This is a genomic window from Azoarcus sp. L1K30, assembly GCF_018122735.1.
Lineage (GTDB): Bacteria > Pseudomonadota > Gammaproteobacteria > Burkholderiales > Rhodocyclaceae > Parazoarcus.
The window spans coordinates 433,538-446,922 of sequence record NZ_JAGRRD010000001.1 but is presented as its reverse complement, the minus strand read 5'-3'; the positions used below and the strand labels follow the sequence as shown (position 1 = coordinate 446,922).

General features: G+C 66.4%; 14 protein-coding genes. 13 read left to right on the top strand and 1 reads right to left on the bottom strand.

The window, feature by feature from the left end; translation table 11 throughout:
* The 12 genes from J5J83_RS02045 (at window position 1) to J5J83_RS01990 (ending at window position 11,044) form a co-directional block, all read left to right on the top strand.
* Window positions 1–1,764: a bifunctional alpha/beta hydrolase/class I SAM-dependent methyltransferase gene (locus tag J5J83_RS02045; RefSeq protein ID WP_212344694.1), complete on the top strand. Its 1,764-nt coding sequence runs from the start codon at window positions 1–3 to the stop codon at window positions 1,762–1,764.
* On the top strand, window positions 1,761–3,074 hold the full coding sequence (locus tag J5J83_RS02040; protein WP_212344692.1) for a phosphatase PAP2/dual specificity phosphatase family protein: 1,314 nt from the start codon (window positions 1,761–1,763) through the stop codon (window positions 3,072–3,074). The genes J5J83_RS02045 and J5J83_RS02040 overlap by 4 nt, the downstream gene beginning before the upstream one ends.
* Window positions 3,064–3,507, top strand: a complete 444-nt coding sequence (locus J5J83_RS02035; protein WP_212344690.1) for a hypothetical protein — start codon at window positions 3,064–3,066, stop codon at window positions 3,505–3,507. The genes J5J83_RS02040 and J5J83_RS02035 overlap by 11 nt, the downstream gene beginning before the upstream one ends.
* Before the next feature lie 9 nt (window positions 3,508–3,516).
* On the top strand, window positions 3,517–4,137 hold the full coding sequence (locus tag J5J83_RS02030; RefSeq protein ID WP_212344686.1) for a lysophospholipid acyltransferase family protein: 621 nt from the start codon (window positions 3,517–3,519) through the stop codon (window positions 4,135–4,137).
* A 14-nt stretch (window positions 4,138–4,151) separates the two neighbouring features.
* A complete protein-coding gene (locus tag J5J83_RS02025; RefSeq protein WP_212344683.1) occupies window positions 4,152–5,093 on the top strand; it encodes a phosphatidate cytidylyltransferase in 942 nt (313 codons plus the stop codon).
* 147 nt (window positions 5,094–5,240) lie between these two features.
* A complete protein-coding gene (locus J5J83_RS02020; protein ID WP_212344680.1) occupies window positions 5,241–5,837 on the top strand; it encodes a cytochrome c oxidase subunit 3 family protein in 597 nt (198 codons plus the stop codon).
* Between the two features lie 16 nt (window positions 5,838–5,853).
* Window positions 5,854–6,123: a cytochrome C oxidase subunit IV family protein gene (locus J5J83_RS02015; RefSeq protein ID WP_249115585.1), complete on the top strand. Its 270-nt coding sequence runs from the start codon at window positions 5,854–5,856 to the stop codon at window positions 6,121–6,123.
* Complete coding sequence (locus tag J5J83_RS02010) at window positions 6,120–6,920, top strand: CbbQ/NirQ/NorQ/GpvN family protein (RefSeq protein ID WP_212344678.1); 801 nt, start codon at window positions 6,120–6,122, stop codon at window positions 6,918–6,920. Before J5J83_RS02015 ends, J5J83_RS02010 begins: the two co-directional genes overlap by 4 nt.
* Window positions 6,921–6,944: 24 nt before the next feature.
* Entirely contained in the window at window positions 6,945–7,352 is a 408-nt protein-coding gene (locus tag J5J83_RS02005; protein ID WP_212344676.1) for a hypothetical protein, read from the top strand.
* 1 nt (window position 7,353) lies between these two features.
* Entirely contained in the window at window positions 7,354–8,361 is a 1,008-nt protein-coding gene (locus tag J5J83_RS02000; protein WP_212352726.1) for a 4Fe-4S binding protein, read from the top strand.
* A 3-nt stretch (window positions 8,362–8,364) separates the two neighbouring features.
* Window positions 8,365–10,269, top strand: coding sequence for a VWA domain-containing protein (locus J5J83_RS01995; protein ID WP_212344674.1), 1,905 nt, complete (start codon window positions 8,365–8,367; stop codon window positions 10,267–10,269).
* 37 nt (window positions 10,270–10,306) lie between these two features.
* The gene (locus tag J5J83_RS01990; RefSeq protein ID WP_249115854.1) at window positions 10,307–11,044 is read left to right on the top strand and encodes a Crp/Fnr family transcriptional regulator; all 738 of its coding nucleotides are present in this window, start codon (window positions 10,307–10,309) and stop codon (window positions 11,042–11,044) included.
* On the opposite strand, the gene J5J83_RS01985 is transcribed toward J5J83_RS01990, so the two are convergent.
* The gene (locus tag J5J83_RS01985) at window positions 11,041–12,270 is read right to left on the bottom strand and encodes an MFS transporter (RefSeq protein WP_212344657.1); all 1,230 of its coding nucleotides are present in this window, start codon (window positions 12,268–12,270) and stop codon (window positions 11,041–11,043) included. The two genes, J5J83_RS01990 and J5J83_RS01985, sit on opposite strands and share 4 nt — an antisense overlap.
* Before the next feature lie 72 nt (window positions 12,271–12,342).
* On the opposite strand from J5J83_RS01985, the gene J5J83_RS01980 reads away from it, so the two are divergent.
* The gene (locus J5J83_RS01980; RefSeq protein ID WP_212344655.1) at window positions 12,343–13,140 is read left to right on the top strand and encodes a helix-turn-helix transcriptional regulator; all 798 of its coding nucleotides are present in this window, start codon (window positions 12,343–12,345) and stop codon (window positions 13,138–13,140) included.
* The last annotated feature ends 245 nt before the right edge of the window (window positions 13,141–13,385 follow it).

Genomic DNA, 13,385 nt, shown 5'->3' with positions numbered 1-13,385 from the left:
ATGGACCGACTGAACGAACGACCGATGATCGAGAACCGGTTTGCCACCCATGACGGCGTTGAACTGTTCTATCGCCACTGGCCGGCCACCGGTGAGCGCCGGGGCGCGGTGGTGATGTTCCATCGCGGCCATGAGCACTCGTGGCGCATGGCGCATCTGGTGGATGAACTGGATCTGCCCGATTTCGATGTGTTCGCCTGGGACGCCCGCGGCCATGGCCACTCGCCCGGCGAGCGCGGCTTTTCGCCCAGTTTCGGCACCTCGGTGCGCGACGTGCAGACCTTCGTCGATCACATCCGCGACGCCCACGGCGTCGCCCATGCCGACATGACAATACTGGCGCAGAGCGTGGGCGCGGTGACAGTGGCCACCTGGGCGCACGACTATGCGCCTCGGGTGCGCGCGCTGGTGCTGGCCTCGCCGGCCTTCAAGGTGAAGTTGTATGTGCCTTTCGCCCGGCCCGGCCTGCGCCTGATGCAGAAGCTGCGCGGCAACTTCTACGTCAATAGCTATGTGAAGTCGAAATTCCTCACCCACGATCCGGCGCGACAGGCGAGCTTCGATGCCGACCCGCTGATCACACGTGCCATTTCGGTGAACATTTTGCTTGGCCTGTACGAGGCGGCGGAACGGGTGGTAGCCGATGCGACCGCGATCACGATCCCGACCCAGCTGCTCATCTCCGGGTCGGACTGGGTGGTTCATCACAAGCCCCAGCATGACTTTTTCGATCGCCTGGGCAGCGCGGTGAAGGAGAAGCATGTGCTGGAGGGCTTCTTCCACGACACCCTCGGCGAAGCCGATCGCGAAAGCGCCGTGGGCAAGGTGCGCAGCTTCATCCTGCGCCAGTTCGACAGCCCCGCGCCGGCGGTGGACCTGAACAATGCCGACAAGGCCGGCTTCACCTTCGAGGAGGCGCAGACCTTGGCCGCGCCCTTGCCCGAAGGCAGCCTCAAGGGCTGGTACTGGAAAACCTATCGCAAAGGCCTGCACTGGGCAGGCATGGTGTCGGACGGGGTGTCACTCGGGCATCGCACCGGCTTCGATTCGGGCAGCACCCTCGACTATGTGTATCGCAACGAGGCCAGGGGCGCCGGCTTCATCGGCCGGATGGTGGATCGCAATTACCTGGACGCCATCGGCTGGCGCGGCATCCGCCAGCGCAAGCTGAATCTGGAGGAACTCATCCGCCTGGCCATCGGCAGGTTGCGCAAGGCCGACATGCCGGTGCGGGTACTGGACATCGCCGCCGGCCACGGTCGGTATGTGCTCGATGCGCTCACCGCCGACGGCACGCGTCCCGACGCGGTGCTACTGCGCGATTACTCGGACATCAACGTGCGCGACGGCGGGCGCCTGATTGAACAGAAGGGGCTGGCCGACATCGCCCGCTTCGTGAAGGGCGATGCCTTCGACACAGCGTCGGTGGCCGGCGCGCAGCCAGGCACGACCATCGGCGTCGTCTCGGGGCTGTATGAGCTGTTTCCGTCCAACCACATGGTCCGCGCCTCGCTGGCGGGCATGGCGCAGGCGGTTGAACCGGGCGGCTACCTCATCTACACCGGCCAGCCCTGGCATCCGCAACTGGAGATGATCGCTCGCGCGCTCACCAGCCACCGCGAGGGCGAAGCCTGGGTGATGCGCCGCCGCACCCAGGCGGAGATGGACCAGCTGGTGCGCGAGGCCGGCTTCGAGAAAACCGGGCAGCGCATCGATGAATGGGGCATCTTCACCGTTTCGATCGCACGTCGCACCACCGCATGAACACCCTCGTCGCCGCACCGGCCGGACCGATCCGCTGGAAACACAGCCTGGGCTGGCTGGCGCTGCTCGCGCCGCTGTTCTTTCTGAGCTACGGCTGGGCCAACCAGCTGGCGGCCAGCCGCGGGGTGAACACCAGCATCGTGTTCGGCTGGGAGACGGCGATTCCCTTCTGGCCCTGGACCATCGTGCCCTACTGGTCCATCGACCTGATGTACGGCCTGTCCTTCCTGGCCTGTCGCACACCGCGCGAGGTCAATCACCACGGCCTGCGACTGCTCACCGCGCAGCTCATCTCGGTGGCCTGCTTCGTGGCCTTTCCACTGCGATTCTCGGGCGACAAGCCGACCGCCGACGGCGTGTTCGGCGCGCTTTTCGATGCGCTCGCCGGCTTCGATCTGCCCTACAACCAGGCGCCGTCGCTGCACATCGGCCTGCTCGTGATCATCTGGTGGGTGCTGGTGCGCCGCGCCTCGCCCGGATGGCGCCTGTGCTGGCATGTCTGGGCGGCGCTGGTGGCGGCCTCGGTGCTGACCACCTGGCAACACCATTTCTTCGACCTGCCCACCGGCGCGCTGGTGGGCCTGCTGTGCCTGTGGCTGTGGCCCGACCGCGGGGAGTCCCCACTGCGCAGCCGCGCCGATGCCACCCGACCACGACTGGCGGTCTACTACGCGCTCGGCGCGCTGGCCTGCGGGCTGATCTCGCTGCGGGGCGGTGTGGCCTTGCTGGCGATCTGGCCGGCGGTGGCGCTGGCGCTGGTGGCGGTCAACTATGCCTGGCTGGGCACGGTCGGTTTCCAGAAGCATGCCGGCCGGCAAAGCGCCGCGGTGCGCTGGCTGCTGGCGCCCTATCGGCTGGGCGCCTGGATCAACCGCCACCTGTGGACCCGCCACCGGCCAGCGCCAGACCTGGTCACCGACACGGTCTGGCTGGGCCGGCTGCCCACGCCGGCCGAACTGGCTGCGCACGGCTTCGATGCCATCGTCGATCTCACCGCCGAGTTCGACACGCCCGTCGGCGCCCGCCTGTCCTGCAGCGTGCCCATGCTGGATCTGGCCGTGCCACCGGCAGAGGCACTTAGCGAAGCGGTGCGGGCACTGGAACTGGCCCAGGCCAGCGCCGAACGCGTGCTGGTGTGCTGCGCCCTGGGCTATTCGCGCAGCGCCCTCACGGTGGCCGCCTGGCTACTACACAGCGGCCGCGAGATGCGTGTCGAGGACGCCATCGCCCGGGCGCGCGCCGCCCGACCGCAGGTGGTGTTTACCGACGCCCATCGTGCGCTGCTCGAGGCCTTCGTCCATGCCGGCTGACACCGATCAAACCACACGCCTGGCCGCCGACGCCGCGGTGACCGCCGGCATGCTCGACACCGGCCGTGTGATCTTGCGGGTAAGCGGGGCGACGCTGCTGATGACCCTGGTGGTGTGGCTCATGGGCCATCCGGTGCATCGGGCGGCGCTGGTCGCGGTGGTCGCATTGGCCGCCGCCCAGCTGTACTTCGCCGAGCGGGTGCGTTTCGATGCCGACATCTTTCGCTTGTGGGCATCCCGGTGGCATCATGACGCCGACCCGGCCGCCGACCTGGCGGCTTTCGATGCCCGTGTGGGCCGACAGGCGCCGCGAGCTGCGTCGCTGGATGCGGATCTGGCCGACCGGCGGCAAGGCGCCCGACGCCTGCTGCGCTGGCAGGCGATCTGCGGCGGCCTGCAACTGGCGCTATCTGCACTGGCCTTGTGGACCTGAGTGACTTCGATGATCGAAAAGCTGTTCGCCCTGCTGTTGTGCAATTTCGCCAAGCTGCTCACCGGCGTGCGCCCCCTGTGGCAGGGCTGCGCGCCCGAGCGCCGGCTGCGGGTGTATTTCGCCAACCACCGCAGCCACGGGGATTTCGTGGTGGTGTGGGCGGCACTGCCGCCGGCGCTGCGCCGCCACACGCGGCCAGTGGCGGGGGCGGACTACTGGCTCAAGGGCGGCTTCAAGACCTGGCTGATCACCCGGGTGTTCAACGCCGTGCTGATCGACCGCCGGCCCCAGCAGCACGGCCCCAATCCGGTCGAGCAGATGGCCGACGCCCTGCGCACGAACGACTCGCTCATCCTGTTTCCCGAAGGCACGCGCAACCTGGGGGAAGACCTGCTGCCCTTCAAGAGCGGGATCTACCATCTGGCAAAGAGCATGCCGCAGGTGGAGTTCGTGCCGGTGTGGATCGAGAACCTCGGCCGGGTGATGCCCAAGGGCGCCATGGTGCCGGTGCCATTGCTGTGCACTCTCACCTTCGGCTGCCCGCTCACCCTTCAGCCGGACGAGACCAAGTCCGAGTTTCTCGACCGTACCCGCGGCGCGCTGCTCGAGCTCGCCCCACCTGCGAACTGAACCCCGGATTCCGCATGAGCCCCGATCAGACCCTGTTCAATGTGTTCGCCGCCGTGTTCGCGGCGCTGGCGGTTTCCAGCGGCATCGCCGTGGTGCTCAAGTGGCGGCTCGCACCCGGCGCCTCGAGCGCGGTGATCGACAACCTCAACGCCCGCATCAACGCCTGGTGGTGGATGGTGGGCGTGCTGGCGGTGGCCTTCTGGATCGGCGAGGGCGGCATCATCGTGCTGTTCGGGCTGATCTCCTTCCAGGCGCTGCGCGAGTACATCTCCCTCACCCACACCCGGCGCGGCGACCACCGTGCGCTGATGTGGTGTTTCTTCTTCTTTCTGCCCGTTCAGTACGTGCTCATCGCCTCCCACTGGTACGGCCTGTTCAGCATCCTGATCCCGGTCTATGCCTTCCTGCTACTGCCGATCTCGGCCACGCTGGGCAGCGACGCCGAGCGCTTCCTGGAGCGCGCGGCCAAGGTGCAATGGGGGCTGATGATCTGCGTGTATTGCATCTCCCATGTGCCGGCGCTGCTGACGCTGGAGATCCCCGGCTTCGAAGGCCGCAACGCGCAGCTGATCATTTTCCTGGTGCTCACGGTGCAGTCCAGCGACGTGTTCCAGTATGTGTGGGGCAAGCTGTTCGGCAAACGCAAGCTGGCGCCGGCGATCTCGCCTTCGAAAACCCTCGAAGGCCTGGTGGGCGGCGTGCTCACCTCGACCGCGCTGGGCGCCGCGCTGTTCTGGATGACGCCGTTCAATGCCTGGCAGGCGGCACTGGTGGCGCTCACCATCAACATCGTCGGCTTCTTCGGCGGCTTCGTGCTCTCGGCGATCAAGCGCGACCGCGGCGTGAAGGACTGGGGCACGCTCATCGAAGGCCACGGCGGCATGCTCGACCGGGTGGATTCCATCAGCTTCTCGGCGCCGATCTTCTTTCACATCGTGCGTTACTGGTGGGCTTGAGCAAGCTGCTCACGGACGAAGTCTTCGGCATGCTGATGGCAAACGCCTCCGTGACGGCGCAAATGCTCCACGACTTTTGCGTATTCGACCCGATGGAATTGTCTGGAATCAAGGATCGGCGACCGGCATCTTTCTAGACTGCCGGGCATGAGCACCCCCCTTGCCCTCACCATCCCGCCGCAGGCCGCAACACCGCGCCTTGCCGGCGACCTCGCGATCTGGATCTTCATCCTTGCCGAACTCCTGGCGTTCGGCGTGTTCTTTGCCGCCTACGCCTTCACCCGTGCCAACCACATCGCACTGTTCGATGCCGAACAGCAGGCGCTGCATCGCGGCGCGGGCGCGCTCAATACGGTACTGCTGCTGACCGCAAGCTACTTCGTGGTACGCGCGGTGCAGGCAGCCGAACATCGCGCCGCGGCGATCGCTGCGCGCTGGCTGCTGGCCGCCATCGGGTGCGCCGGCAGCTTCGTGGTGGTCAAACTGTTCGAGTATGTGGCCGCGTTCGAACAGGGCATCAGCCTGTCGAGCAGTCCATTTCACATGTTCTATCTGTCGCTGACCTTCTTTCACTTCATGCACGTCATCCTCGGCATGGTGATCCTGGGCGCGCTGTGGCGGGGCGCACGCGAAGGGCGCTACCGGCCCGGCGACATGAACGGTCTCGAGACCGGCGCCGCCTACTGGCACATGGTGGATCTGGTATGGCTCATCCTCTTTCCGCTCGTCTATGTCATCCACTGATCGCACCCAAACCGTCATGCACGGCACGGCGCGCCGCGCCACCTTGTTGTGGGCGGCACTGATCGCGGCCACCGCGCTCACCTGGTGGGTGGGCGAAGGCGGCGCCAGCGGTCCGGCCATTCTCGCCCTGCTGGCGGCGATCTCCATCGTCAAGGGCGGCATCGTCATCCTCGATTTCATGGCCTTGCGCCATGCGCCGCTGATGTGGCGCCTGATCACCCTTGGCTGGATCTCGCTCGTGTGGGTGCTGATCGGCCTTGCCTACTGGAAGGGACTCTCCCAATGAAGCGCGAAACTCCGATCATGGACCATCCGTTCTATCAGCCCGCCGGCAACGAGATTGAGGTCTTCGAGCAGGCCTGGCGGAACCGCCTGCCCTTGCTGATCAAGGGCCCGACCGGCTGCGGCAAGACCCGCTTCGTCGCCCACATGGCGGCACGCCTCGGCCTGCCGCTCCATACCGTGGCCTGCCATGACGACCTCACCGCCGCCGACCTGGTCGGCCGCCACCTTATCGGCGACGGCAAGACCGTGTGGTGCGACGGCCCGCTGACCCGCGCCGTGCGCGAAGGCGGCATCTGCTACCTGGACGAAGTCGTCGAGGCACGCAAGGACACGACCGTCGTCCTGCATCCGCTCGCCGACGACCGCCGCATCCTGCCGATCGACCGCACCGGCGAACTGCTGCAGGCGCCGCCCTCCTTCATGCTGGTGGTGTCCTACAACCCAGGCTACCAGAACCTGCTCAAGGGCATGAAGCCGTCCACCCGCCAGCGCTTCGTCAGCCTGCGCTTCGACTTCCCGACCCCGGTACAGGAGGAAGCGATCCTGATCGGCGAGACCGCCTGCACGCCGGACCTGGCCCGGCGTCTCGTCGGCATTGCCGGTGCGCTGCGCGCGCTCAAGGATCGCGACCTCGAGGAAGCCGCCAGCACCCGTCTGTTGATCTATGCCGCACTGCTGATCAAGGGCGGCATGGATCCGGTCGCAGCCTGCCGCACCGCCATCGTCGAAAGCCTCACCGATGATATCGACACGGTCGAGGCCCTGATGGAAGTGGTCGCGGCCACGTTCGGCCGCTGATCGCGGCTACGGACACACGAGCTCATGGCCATCGAACGCAGCGATCCGCTCAAGAACCTGATGCCCGGTCCGCCGCTCGCGGTTGCCGCGGAGGCCTTGTTCATCATCAACCTGATGCTGCTGCCCGGCATTGCCTTCCTTGCCCTGCTCGTCCTGTGGGCGGTGCACCACAGGCACCCCGATCCGCTGGTGCGCAATCACCTGCGCCAGACCGTCGTAACCTGTCTGTGGGGCGGCGCCCTGCTGGTTTCGATCAGCGTCGGCATCTTCGTCCTCGGCGGCTTCGACAATCCATGGTCGTGGGTGATCGGGGTGCTCTACTTCACCCTGTTTCACGCCGGGCTGATCCTGCTCGGCGTGATGGGGCTCGTGCGCGCGATCAATGGGCGGAGCTGGCGCTATCCGTTCGTGGGTCCGAAGCGTGATGACTGACATGGCGTCCCGCGCCCGGCGCGAACCCGCGCGCGTCATCCCGATCGCAGTCGAAGGTCGCCCGCCGGCGCGCTCATGGCAGCATCGGCGCCTGCTGTTCCAGAGCGGATTCTTCGTGCTGTTCGTCGTCGCGCCAATATTCGACCTGTTTCGCTACGACCTCAATGCCGGACATGCCTGGTTTCTCGGATTCGAGTGGCGTCTCGGGCTCGACGATTTTCTCGCCGGACGCATCGGCGCCCTCGAGGCCGGCGCCAACGTACTGCTGCGTCTGTTCCTGCCGATCTTCGCCGCTGCAGGCGGCTTCCTTTACGTAGCCTGGCGTTGGGGTCGGCTCTACTGCGGCTGGCTGTGCCCGCACTTCTCAGTCGTGGAAACCATCAACACGCTGATGCTGCGCGCATCGGGCAAGCCCAGCATCTGGGAGAAGGCACCGATCACGCCATGGCTGCCCGATGGCAGCCAACGCAAACCCGACATACGCTGGTGGGGTGTGGTCGTGCCCGCGGCGATCGCCTTCGCCTTCACCTGGGCAATGGTGTTCCTGACCTATCTGCTGCCACCTGCCGAGGTCTATGGCAATCTCGTCCGCGCCGCGCTCACCCGCAATCAGACAATTTTCATCGTCGCCGCCACCGCCGTGCTGTCGATGGAGTTCCTGTTCGCACGCCATCTGTTCTGCCGCTATGCGTGCGCGGTCGGCCTGTTCCAGAGTCTGACCTGGATGAGCAATCCGAAGGCCATGGTGGTCGGCTTCATGCGCGCGCGGGCGAGCGACTGCAGCGCCTGCCTGCCGGAAAGACAGTCGGCCTGCGATGCGGTGTGCCCGATGCGGCTCACCCCGCGCAACATCAAGCGCCACATGTTCACCTGCACCCAGTGTGCACAGTGCATCGACGCCTGCGGCGAAACCCAGGCCGACAACCCGGACGGTCCCCTGCTGCAATGGGTCAGCGACGAGGCCGCACGGCAGAACGAAGCCGGTTTTCGCGCCGGCAGGGAGCGCTAGGCCATGGAAGAAGTCGTCGGCAAACTCTGGCACCGACTCATCACCCGCGCCGCCGGAGGCAGCTTTCCGGACGCCGCAGTCACGCTCAAGGAATGCAACCGTGCGGTGGGCGTGCTGTTTCGCGCACTCGGCGGCGACGGCGGCCTGCGCGTGGCCGCCTCCGCCGAGGACGTGCACGGCGCGCGGCGCGGCTGGCTGGCGCGTCTCGCCGGCAGCGGCGAGAAGCTGGCGCGCGCCAGCATGGATGAGAACACCCTGCGCCTGCCGCCGCTGATCGATGCCTTCGCCGATCGCGATCTGAATCGCGAACTCTACCTGTGGCTCCCGGCGCTCGCGGCCGCCCATGCGGAGCTGGCACGCGCACCGCTCGACGCGACCCTCGCCGGACCCGACCAGCCATCGCGCGAACTGCTGCTCAACCAGCACGCGGTGCTGCATACGCTGGCACGCTGGCCCGGCCTCGAGCCACGTTATCGGCGGCTGGTCGCGGCCACGCTTGCGCAACGCCCCGACCCGTCGGCACTGCCCGCGCCCGAGGCTGAACGCGAACGCGCGTTGCGCCGCGCCATCGACGTGCCGGGCAGCGTCGACGCACTGCCGATCGTCGCCGCCGATGCTCCTGCCGCACAGCCGGTGCTGCTGTGGCTGACGCTGCCCAGCCCCCGCGCGCCAGAAGCCGCACGCGGTGCCGGCCCGGACGACAGGCACGGCGAAACGCCGCCTGGCGGTGCTGGCAAACCCGACGACACCGGGCACACCGCGCACAAGGCCGAGCGGGTTGACGCGCCGCCGGAAAAACATGGCCTGCTGATGTTCTTCCGCGCCGAGAGCCTGCTGTCGGTGGCGGAGTTCATCAAGGTCAATCGCAGCGAAGACGATGACCCCGACCCCGACGCGGCGGCCGCAGCCGCCAATCTCGATCAGCTGTCGCTGACGCGCGACGACGAGCGCACCGCATCGAAGGTCCGCTTCGACCTCGACCTGCCTTCCGCCGCCGAGGACGACGTCGTGCTCGGCGCCGGCATCGCCCTGCCGGAATGGGACTACCGCAAGCACCGCCTGCTAGAAGATCACGTGCGCCTGCTGGAGATGGCCGCCGCAGCCGATGACCCGCGCGCAGCCCCGGTTCCGCTGCCGGACCGTTTGCGCCGTACCGCGCGCCGGCTGCACCAGCAGTTCTCGATGCTGCAGCCGGGGCGGCGCTGGATCAAGGGCCAGGTCGACGGCAGCGAACTCGACATCGACGCCGTGGTGCGAGCGGCCACCGACCGCGCCTGCGGCCGGCAGGGCAGCGACCAGCTATGGCTGACGCTGGAGAAACGCGAGCGCGATCTCGCCTGCCTGGCGCTGGCCGATTTTTCCCTCTCCACCGACACCTGGATATCGAGCGAGGCGCGCGTCATCGACGTCATTCGCGACAGCCTGCTGCTGTTCGGTGAAGCCTTGACCGCGACCGGCGACCGCTTCGCCTTGTGCGGCTTCTCCTCGGTCAAGCGCAACAACGTGCGCTTCCACCACCTGAAGCGCTTCGACGACCGTTTCGACGACCGCATCCGCGGCCGCATCACCGCCATCAAACCCGGCTACTACACCCGTCTCGGTGCGGCCATCCGTCATGCCACCGGGCTGCTCGACGGCCAGCGCGCCAGCCGTCGCATCCTGCTCATCCTGTCGGACGGCAAGCCCAACGACCTCGACCTGTATGACGGTCGCTACGGCATCGAGGACACGCGGATGGCGGTGATCGAGGCCCGCCAGCGCGGCGTGACACCCTTTTGCGTCACCATCGATCGCGAAGGTGCCGCCTACCTGCCCCATCTGTTCGGCCCGGCGGGGTTCGCGGTGATCCGCAAGCCCGAAGAACTGCCCGCCCGTCTGCCGATGTTCTATGCCCAACTCACGAGGTGAGCCCATGACCCGTTGCGATGAGATCTGTCGAACCGCCATGCAGGATGCGCCAGCGGCCACCGAGCCCGATTGCGGAACAGAACGCGAACACATCGGCAGACTGCTCGCCGGCGCCCCGCTGTTCAACGGCCTGGCACCGTCGGAAATCGCCCGTTTCGCCCGCGGCGCCCGCCAGCTTGCCGTCGCCAAGGGCGACATCCTGTTTCACCGCGGGGACGCCTGCAGCGGATTTCACCTGCTGTTGAGCGGGCAGATCAAGCTCGCCTTCATCTCGGCCGAAGGCAACGAGAAGGTGGTCGAGATCCTGCACCCGGGACAGAGCTTCGGCGAAGCGGTAATGTTCATGGACAAGCCCTATGTGGTGATGGCCCAGGCCCTGACCGACTGCTCGCTGCTGCATATCGCCAAACAGGTGGTGTTCGACGAAATGGCCCGCGATCCGGCCTTCTGCCGCAAGATCATCGCCGGACTGTCGCAGCGCCTGCATCATCTGATTGCCGACGTCGAAAGCTACTCGCTGCGCTCGGGCCGCGACCGCATCATCGGCTACCTGCTGCGTGAAGAGGGACAGTCCAGCGACGACGACACCCTCACCAGCGGGCCGGTATCGATCCGTCTACCCACCAGCAAGGGCATCATCGCCTCACGCCTGAACCTGACCCAGGAGCACTTCTCGCGCATCCTCCACGAGCTGATCGAATCCGGCCTGATCCAGGTGCAGGGACGTACGATCCATGTCCCGGACCTCGGCCGGCTGCGTGCCGCGCTGAGCTAGCGTCGCTCGATGTTCGGCAGGAAGACCGTCAGCAACCCGATCAGCGGCAGAAATGCGCACACCTGATAGACGGTGCTGACATCGGTTGCATCCGCCAGGCGACCGAGCAACGCAGCGCCGATGCCCGCCAGGCCGAAGGCAACGCCGAAGAAGAGGCCGGAGATCGCGCCGACCTTGCCCGGCACCAGTTCCTGCGCGTACACCAGGATCGCCGAGAACGCGGATGCCAGAATCAGGCCGATCACCACCGACAGCACGGCCGTCCACATCAGGTTGGCGTGGGGCAACAGCAGGGTAAACGGCGCCACCCCGAGGATCGAGCCCCAGATCACCCGCTTGCGTCCGTAGCGATCGCCGATGGGCCCGCCCGCCACCGTACCCGCGGCAACGGCCAGCAGGAAGCCGAACAGATACATCTGCGCAGTCTGTACCGACAGGCCGAATTTATGCATCAGGTAGAAGGTGTAGTAGTTCTGCAGGCTGGCCATGTAGAAGAACTTGGAGAACAGCAGTCCACCGAGCACGGCCAGCGAGATGCCCACCTGGCGACGGCTGAGCGTGTTCCCCGGGCTGGCCTTCATGCGCTTGCGGAAACCCGCCACATGCACCGCTGCCCAGCGCCCGACCTGCGACAGCACGATGGCGCCCGTCAGCGCCGCGAGTGAAAACCATGCGGCGCTGCCCTGCCCGAACGGTACGATCACCAAGGCGGCGAGCAGCGGGCCAAGCGCCGTTCCAAGGTTGCCCCCGATCTGGAACAGCGATTGCGAAAGTCCCGGCCGTGCGCCGGCAGCCATGCGCGCTACCCGCGACGACTCTGGATGGAAGATCGACGAGCCCATTCCCACCAGCGATGCCGCCAGCAACACCGCGCCGAAACTCGACGCCTGCGACAGCAGCAACAGCCCGACCATGGTGAAGCAACTGCTCAGTGGCAACAGCCAGGGCTTCGGGCGGTGGTCGGTGTATAGACCGATGAGTGGCTGCAGGAGCGAGGCGGTGAACTGGAAGGCCAGCGTGATCATGCCCACCTGGGCAAACGAAAAGCTCAGGCGTTGCTTGAGTATCGGATAGATGGCGAGCAGCACCGACTGCATCATGTCGTTGAGCAGGTGCGAGAAGCTGATCGCGGCGATCACCACGAAGGTCGTGTTGTTGAGCACGTCGTGCGTGGTGCCGGGGGGTGCATCGGCAAGTGCCGTGTCGGCGGTGAGTGTCTTTTCCATGACCGTCAGCGAGAATTCTTCAGGCATGCAGTCTAGAATGACAAGTTCTGAATTGTCCTGACAAAAACCATCGTGAATCGGACAAACGATATCGACTGCCTTACCGTCAGCCATGACGACGAGTACCAGACCCTGCCGCACCCGGTCACCGCCAAGGCGCGCGACTACCGCAGTGGTGAGACGCCGGTCCACCGCCATCCACGCGCACAGCTGATTTACGCCGGCAGCGGCGTGATGCGGGTCGAAACCGCGGAAGGCTGCTGGGTGGTGCCGCCGGTGCGCGGGGTGTGGATTCCGGCCGATATCGACCACAAGGTCATCATGCTCGGGCCGGTCGAGATGCGCACCCTGTATATCCGCCCCGAAGCCGCCCCCGGACTCCCGGACCGCTGCTGCCTGATCGAGGTCAGCCCGTTGTTGCGCGCCTTGATCCTGGCCCTGCTCGACGAACCGCTGGCCTACGATCTCGGCGGTCGCGCGGGCCAGATTGCCGCACTCGCGCTGCAGGAACTGCAGATATTGCAGATTCCGGCGCTGCATCTGCCGATGCCGGCCGAACCACGCCTGCTCGCCTTGTGCCGCGCGCAGATCGAACACCCGGACCACCCGGAAACGCTGGAGACGCTGGCAGCGCGCCACGCCACCAGCAGCCGCACTTTGGCCCGCCTGTTCGCACGCGAAACCGGCATGAGCTTTCGCCAGTGGCGGCAGCAGGCGCGGCTAGTCGAGGCGCTGGGGCAACTGGCCAATGGCGTGCCGGTGGCGCGTGTGGCAGACCGGCTCGGCTATCGCAATGCGAGCGCCTTCACCGCGATGTTCCGCCGTACGCTCGGGATCGAACCACGACGCTATTTCAGCAACGACACCTGAGATCCGGCCGGATATGGTGGCGATACGTTAGTGAAGTGTTGCGCGCTGTTTGACACTCACGTCGGCTGCTAGAGAAACGCCCTCCCCCTTTCATGTTCAAGGAAAGGGAAGGAACCAGCTAATCGGGTTGGGTGGGCAGCTTCTTGCTCCCTCCCCTTCAAGGGGAGGGATGGGGTGGGGATGGGTTTCAAATGCTGCCAACCAAGACCCATCCCCCTCCCAACCTCCCCCTTGAAGGGGGAGGA

What these genes read in the sequence shown, in the direction of transcription:
- J5J83_RS02045 (WP_212344694.1), top strand. Translation starts at nt 1, where the DNA reads ATGGACCGACTGAACGAACGACCGATGATCGAGAACCGGTTTGCCACC.
- J5J83_RS02040 (WP_212344692.1), top strand. Translation starts at nt 1,761, where the DNA reads ATGAACACCCTCGTCGCCGCACCGGCCGGACCGATCCGCTGGAAACAC.
- J5J83_RS02035 (WP_212344690.1), top strand. Translation starts at nt 3,064, where the DNA reads ATGCCGGCTGACACCGATCAAACCACACGCCTGGCCGCCGACGCCGCG.
- J5J83_RS02030 (WP_212344686.1), top strand. Translation starts at nt 3,517, where the DNA reads ATGATCGAAAAGCTGTTCGCCCTGCTGTTGTGCAATTTCGCCAAGCTG.
- J5J83_RS02025 (WP_212344683.1), top strand. Translation starts at nt 4,152, where the DNA reads ATGAGCCCCGATCAGACCCTGTTCAATGTGTTCGCCGCCGTGTTCGCG.
- J5J83_RS02020 (WP_212344680.1), top strand. Translation starts at nt 5,241, where the DNA reads ATGAGCACCCCCCTTGCCCTCACCATCCCGCCGCAGGCCGCAACACCG.
- J5J83_RS02015 (WP_249115585.1), top strand. Translation starts at nt 5,854, where the DNA reads ATGCACGGCACGGCGCGCCGCGCCACCTTGTTGTGGGCGGCACTGATC.
- J5J83_RS02010 (WP_212344678.1), top strand. Translation starts at nt 6,120, where the DNA reads ATGAAGCGCGAAACTCCGATCATGGACCATCCGTTCTATCAGCCCGCC.
- J5J83_RS02005 (WP_212344676.1), top strand. Translation starts at nt 6,945, where the DNA reads ATGGCCATCGAACGCAGCGATCCGCTCAAGAACCTGATGCCCGGTCCG.
- J5J83_RS02000 (WP_212352726.1), top strand. Translation starts at nt 7,354, where the DNA reads ATGGCGTCCCGCGCCCGGCGCGAACCCGCGCGCGTCATCCCGATCGCA.
- J5J83_RS01995 (WP_212344674.1), top strand. Translation starts at nt 8,365, where the DNA reads ATGGAAGAAGTCGTCGGCAAACTCTGGCACCGACTCATCACCCGCGCC.
- J5J83_RS01990 (WP_249115854.1), top strand. Translation starts at nt 10,307, where the DNA reads ATGCAGGATGCGCCAGCGGCCACCGAGCCCGATTGCGGAACAGAACGC.
- J5J83_RS01985 (WP_212344657.1), bottom strand. Translation starts at nt 12,270, where the DNA reads ATGGAAAAGACACTCACCGCCGACACGGCACTTGCCGATGCACCCCCC.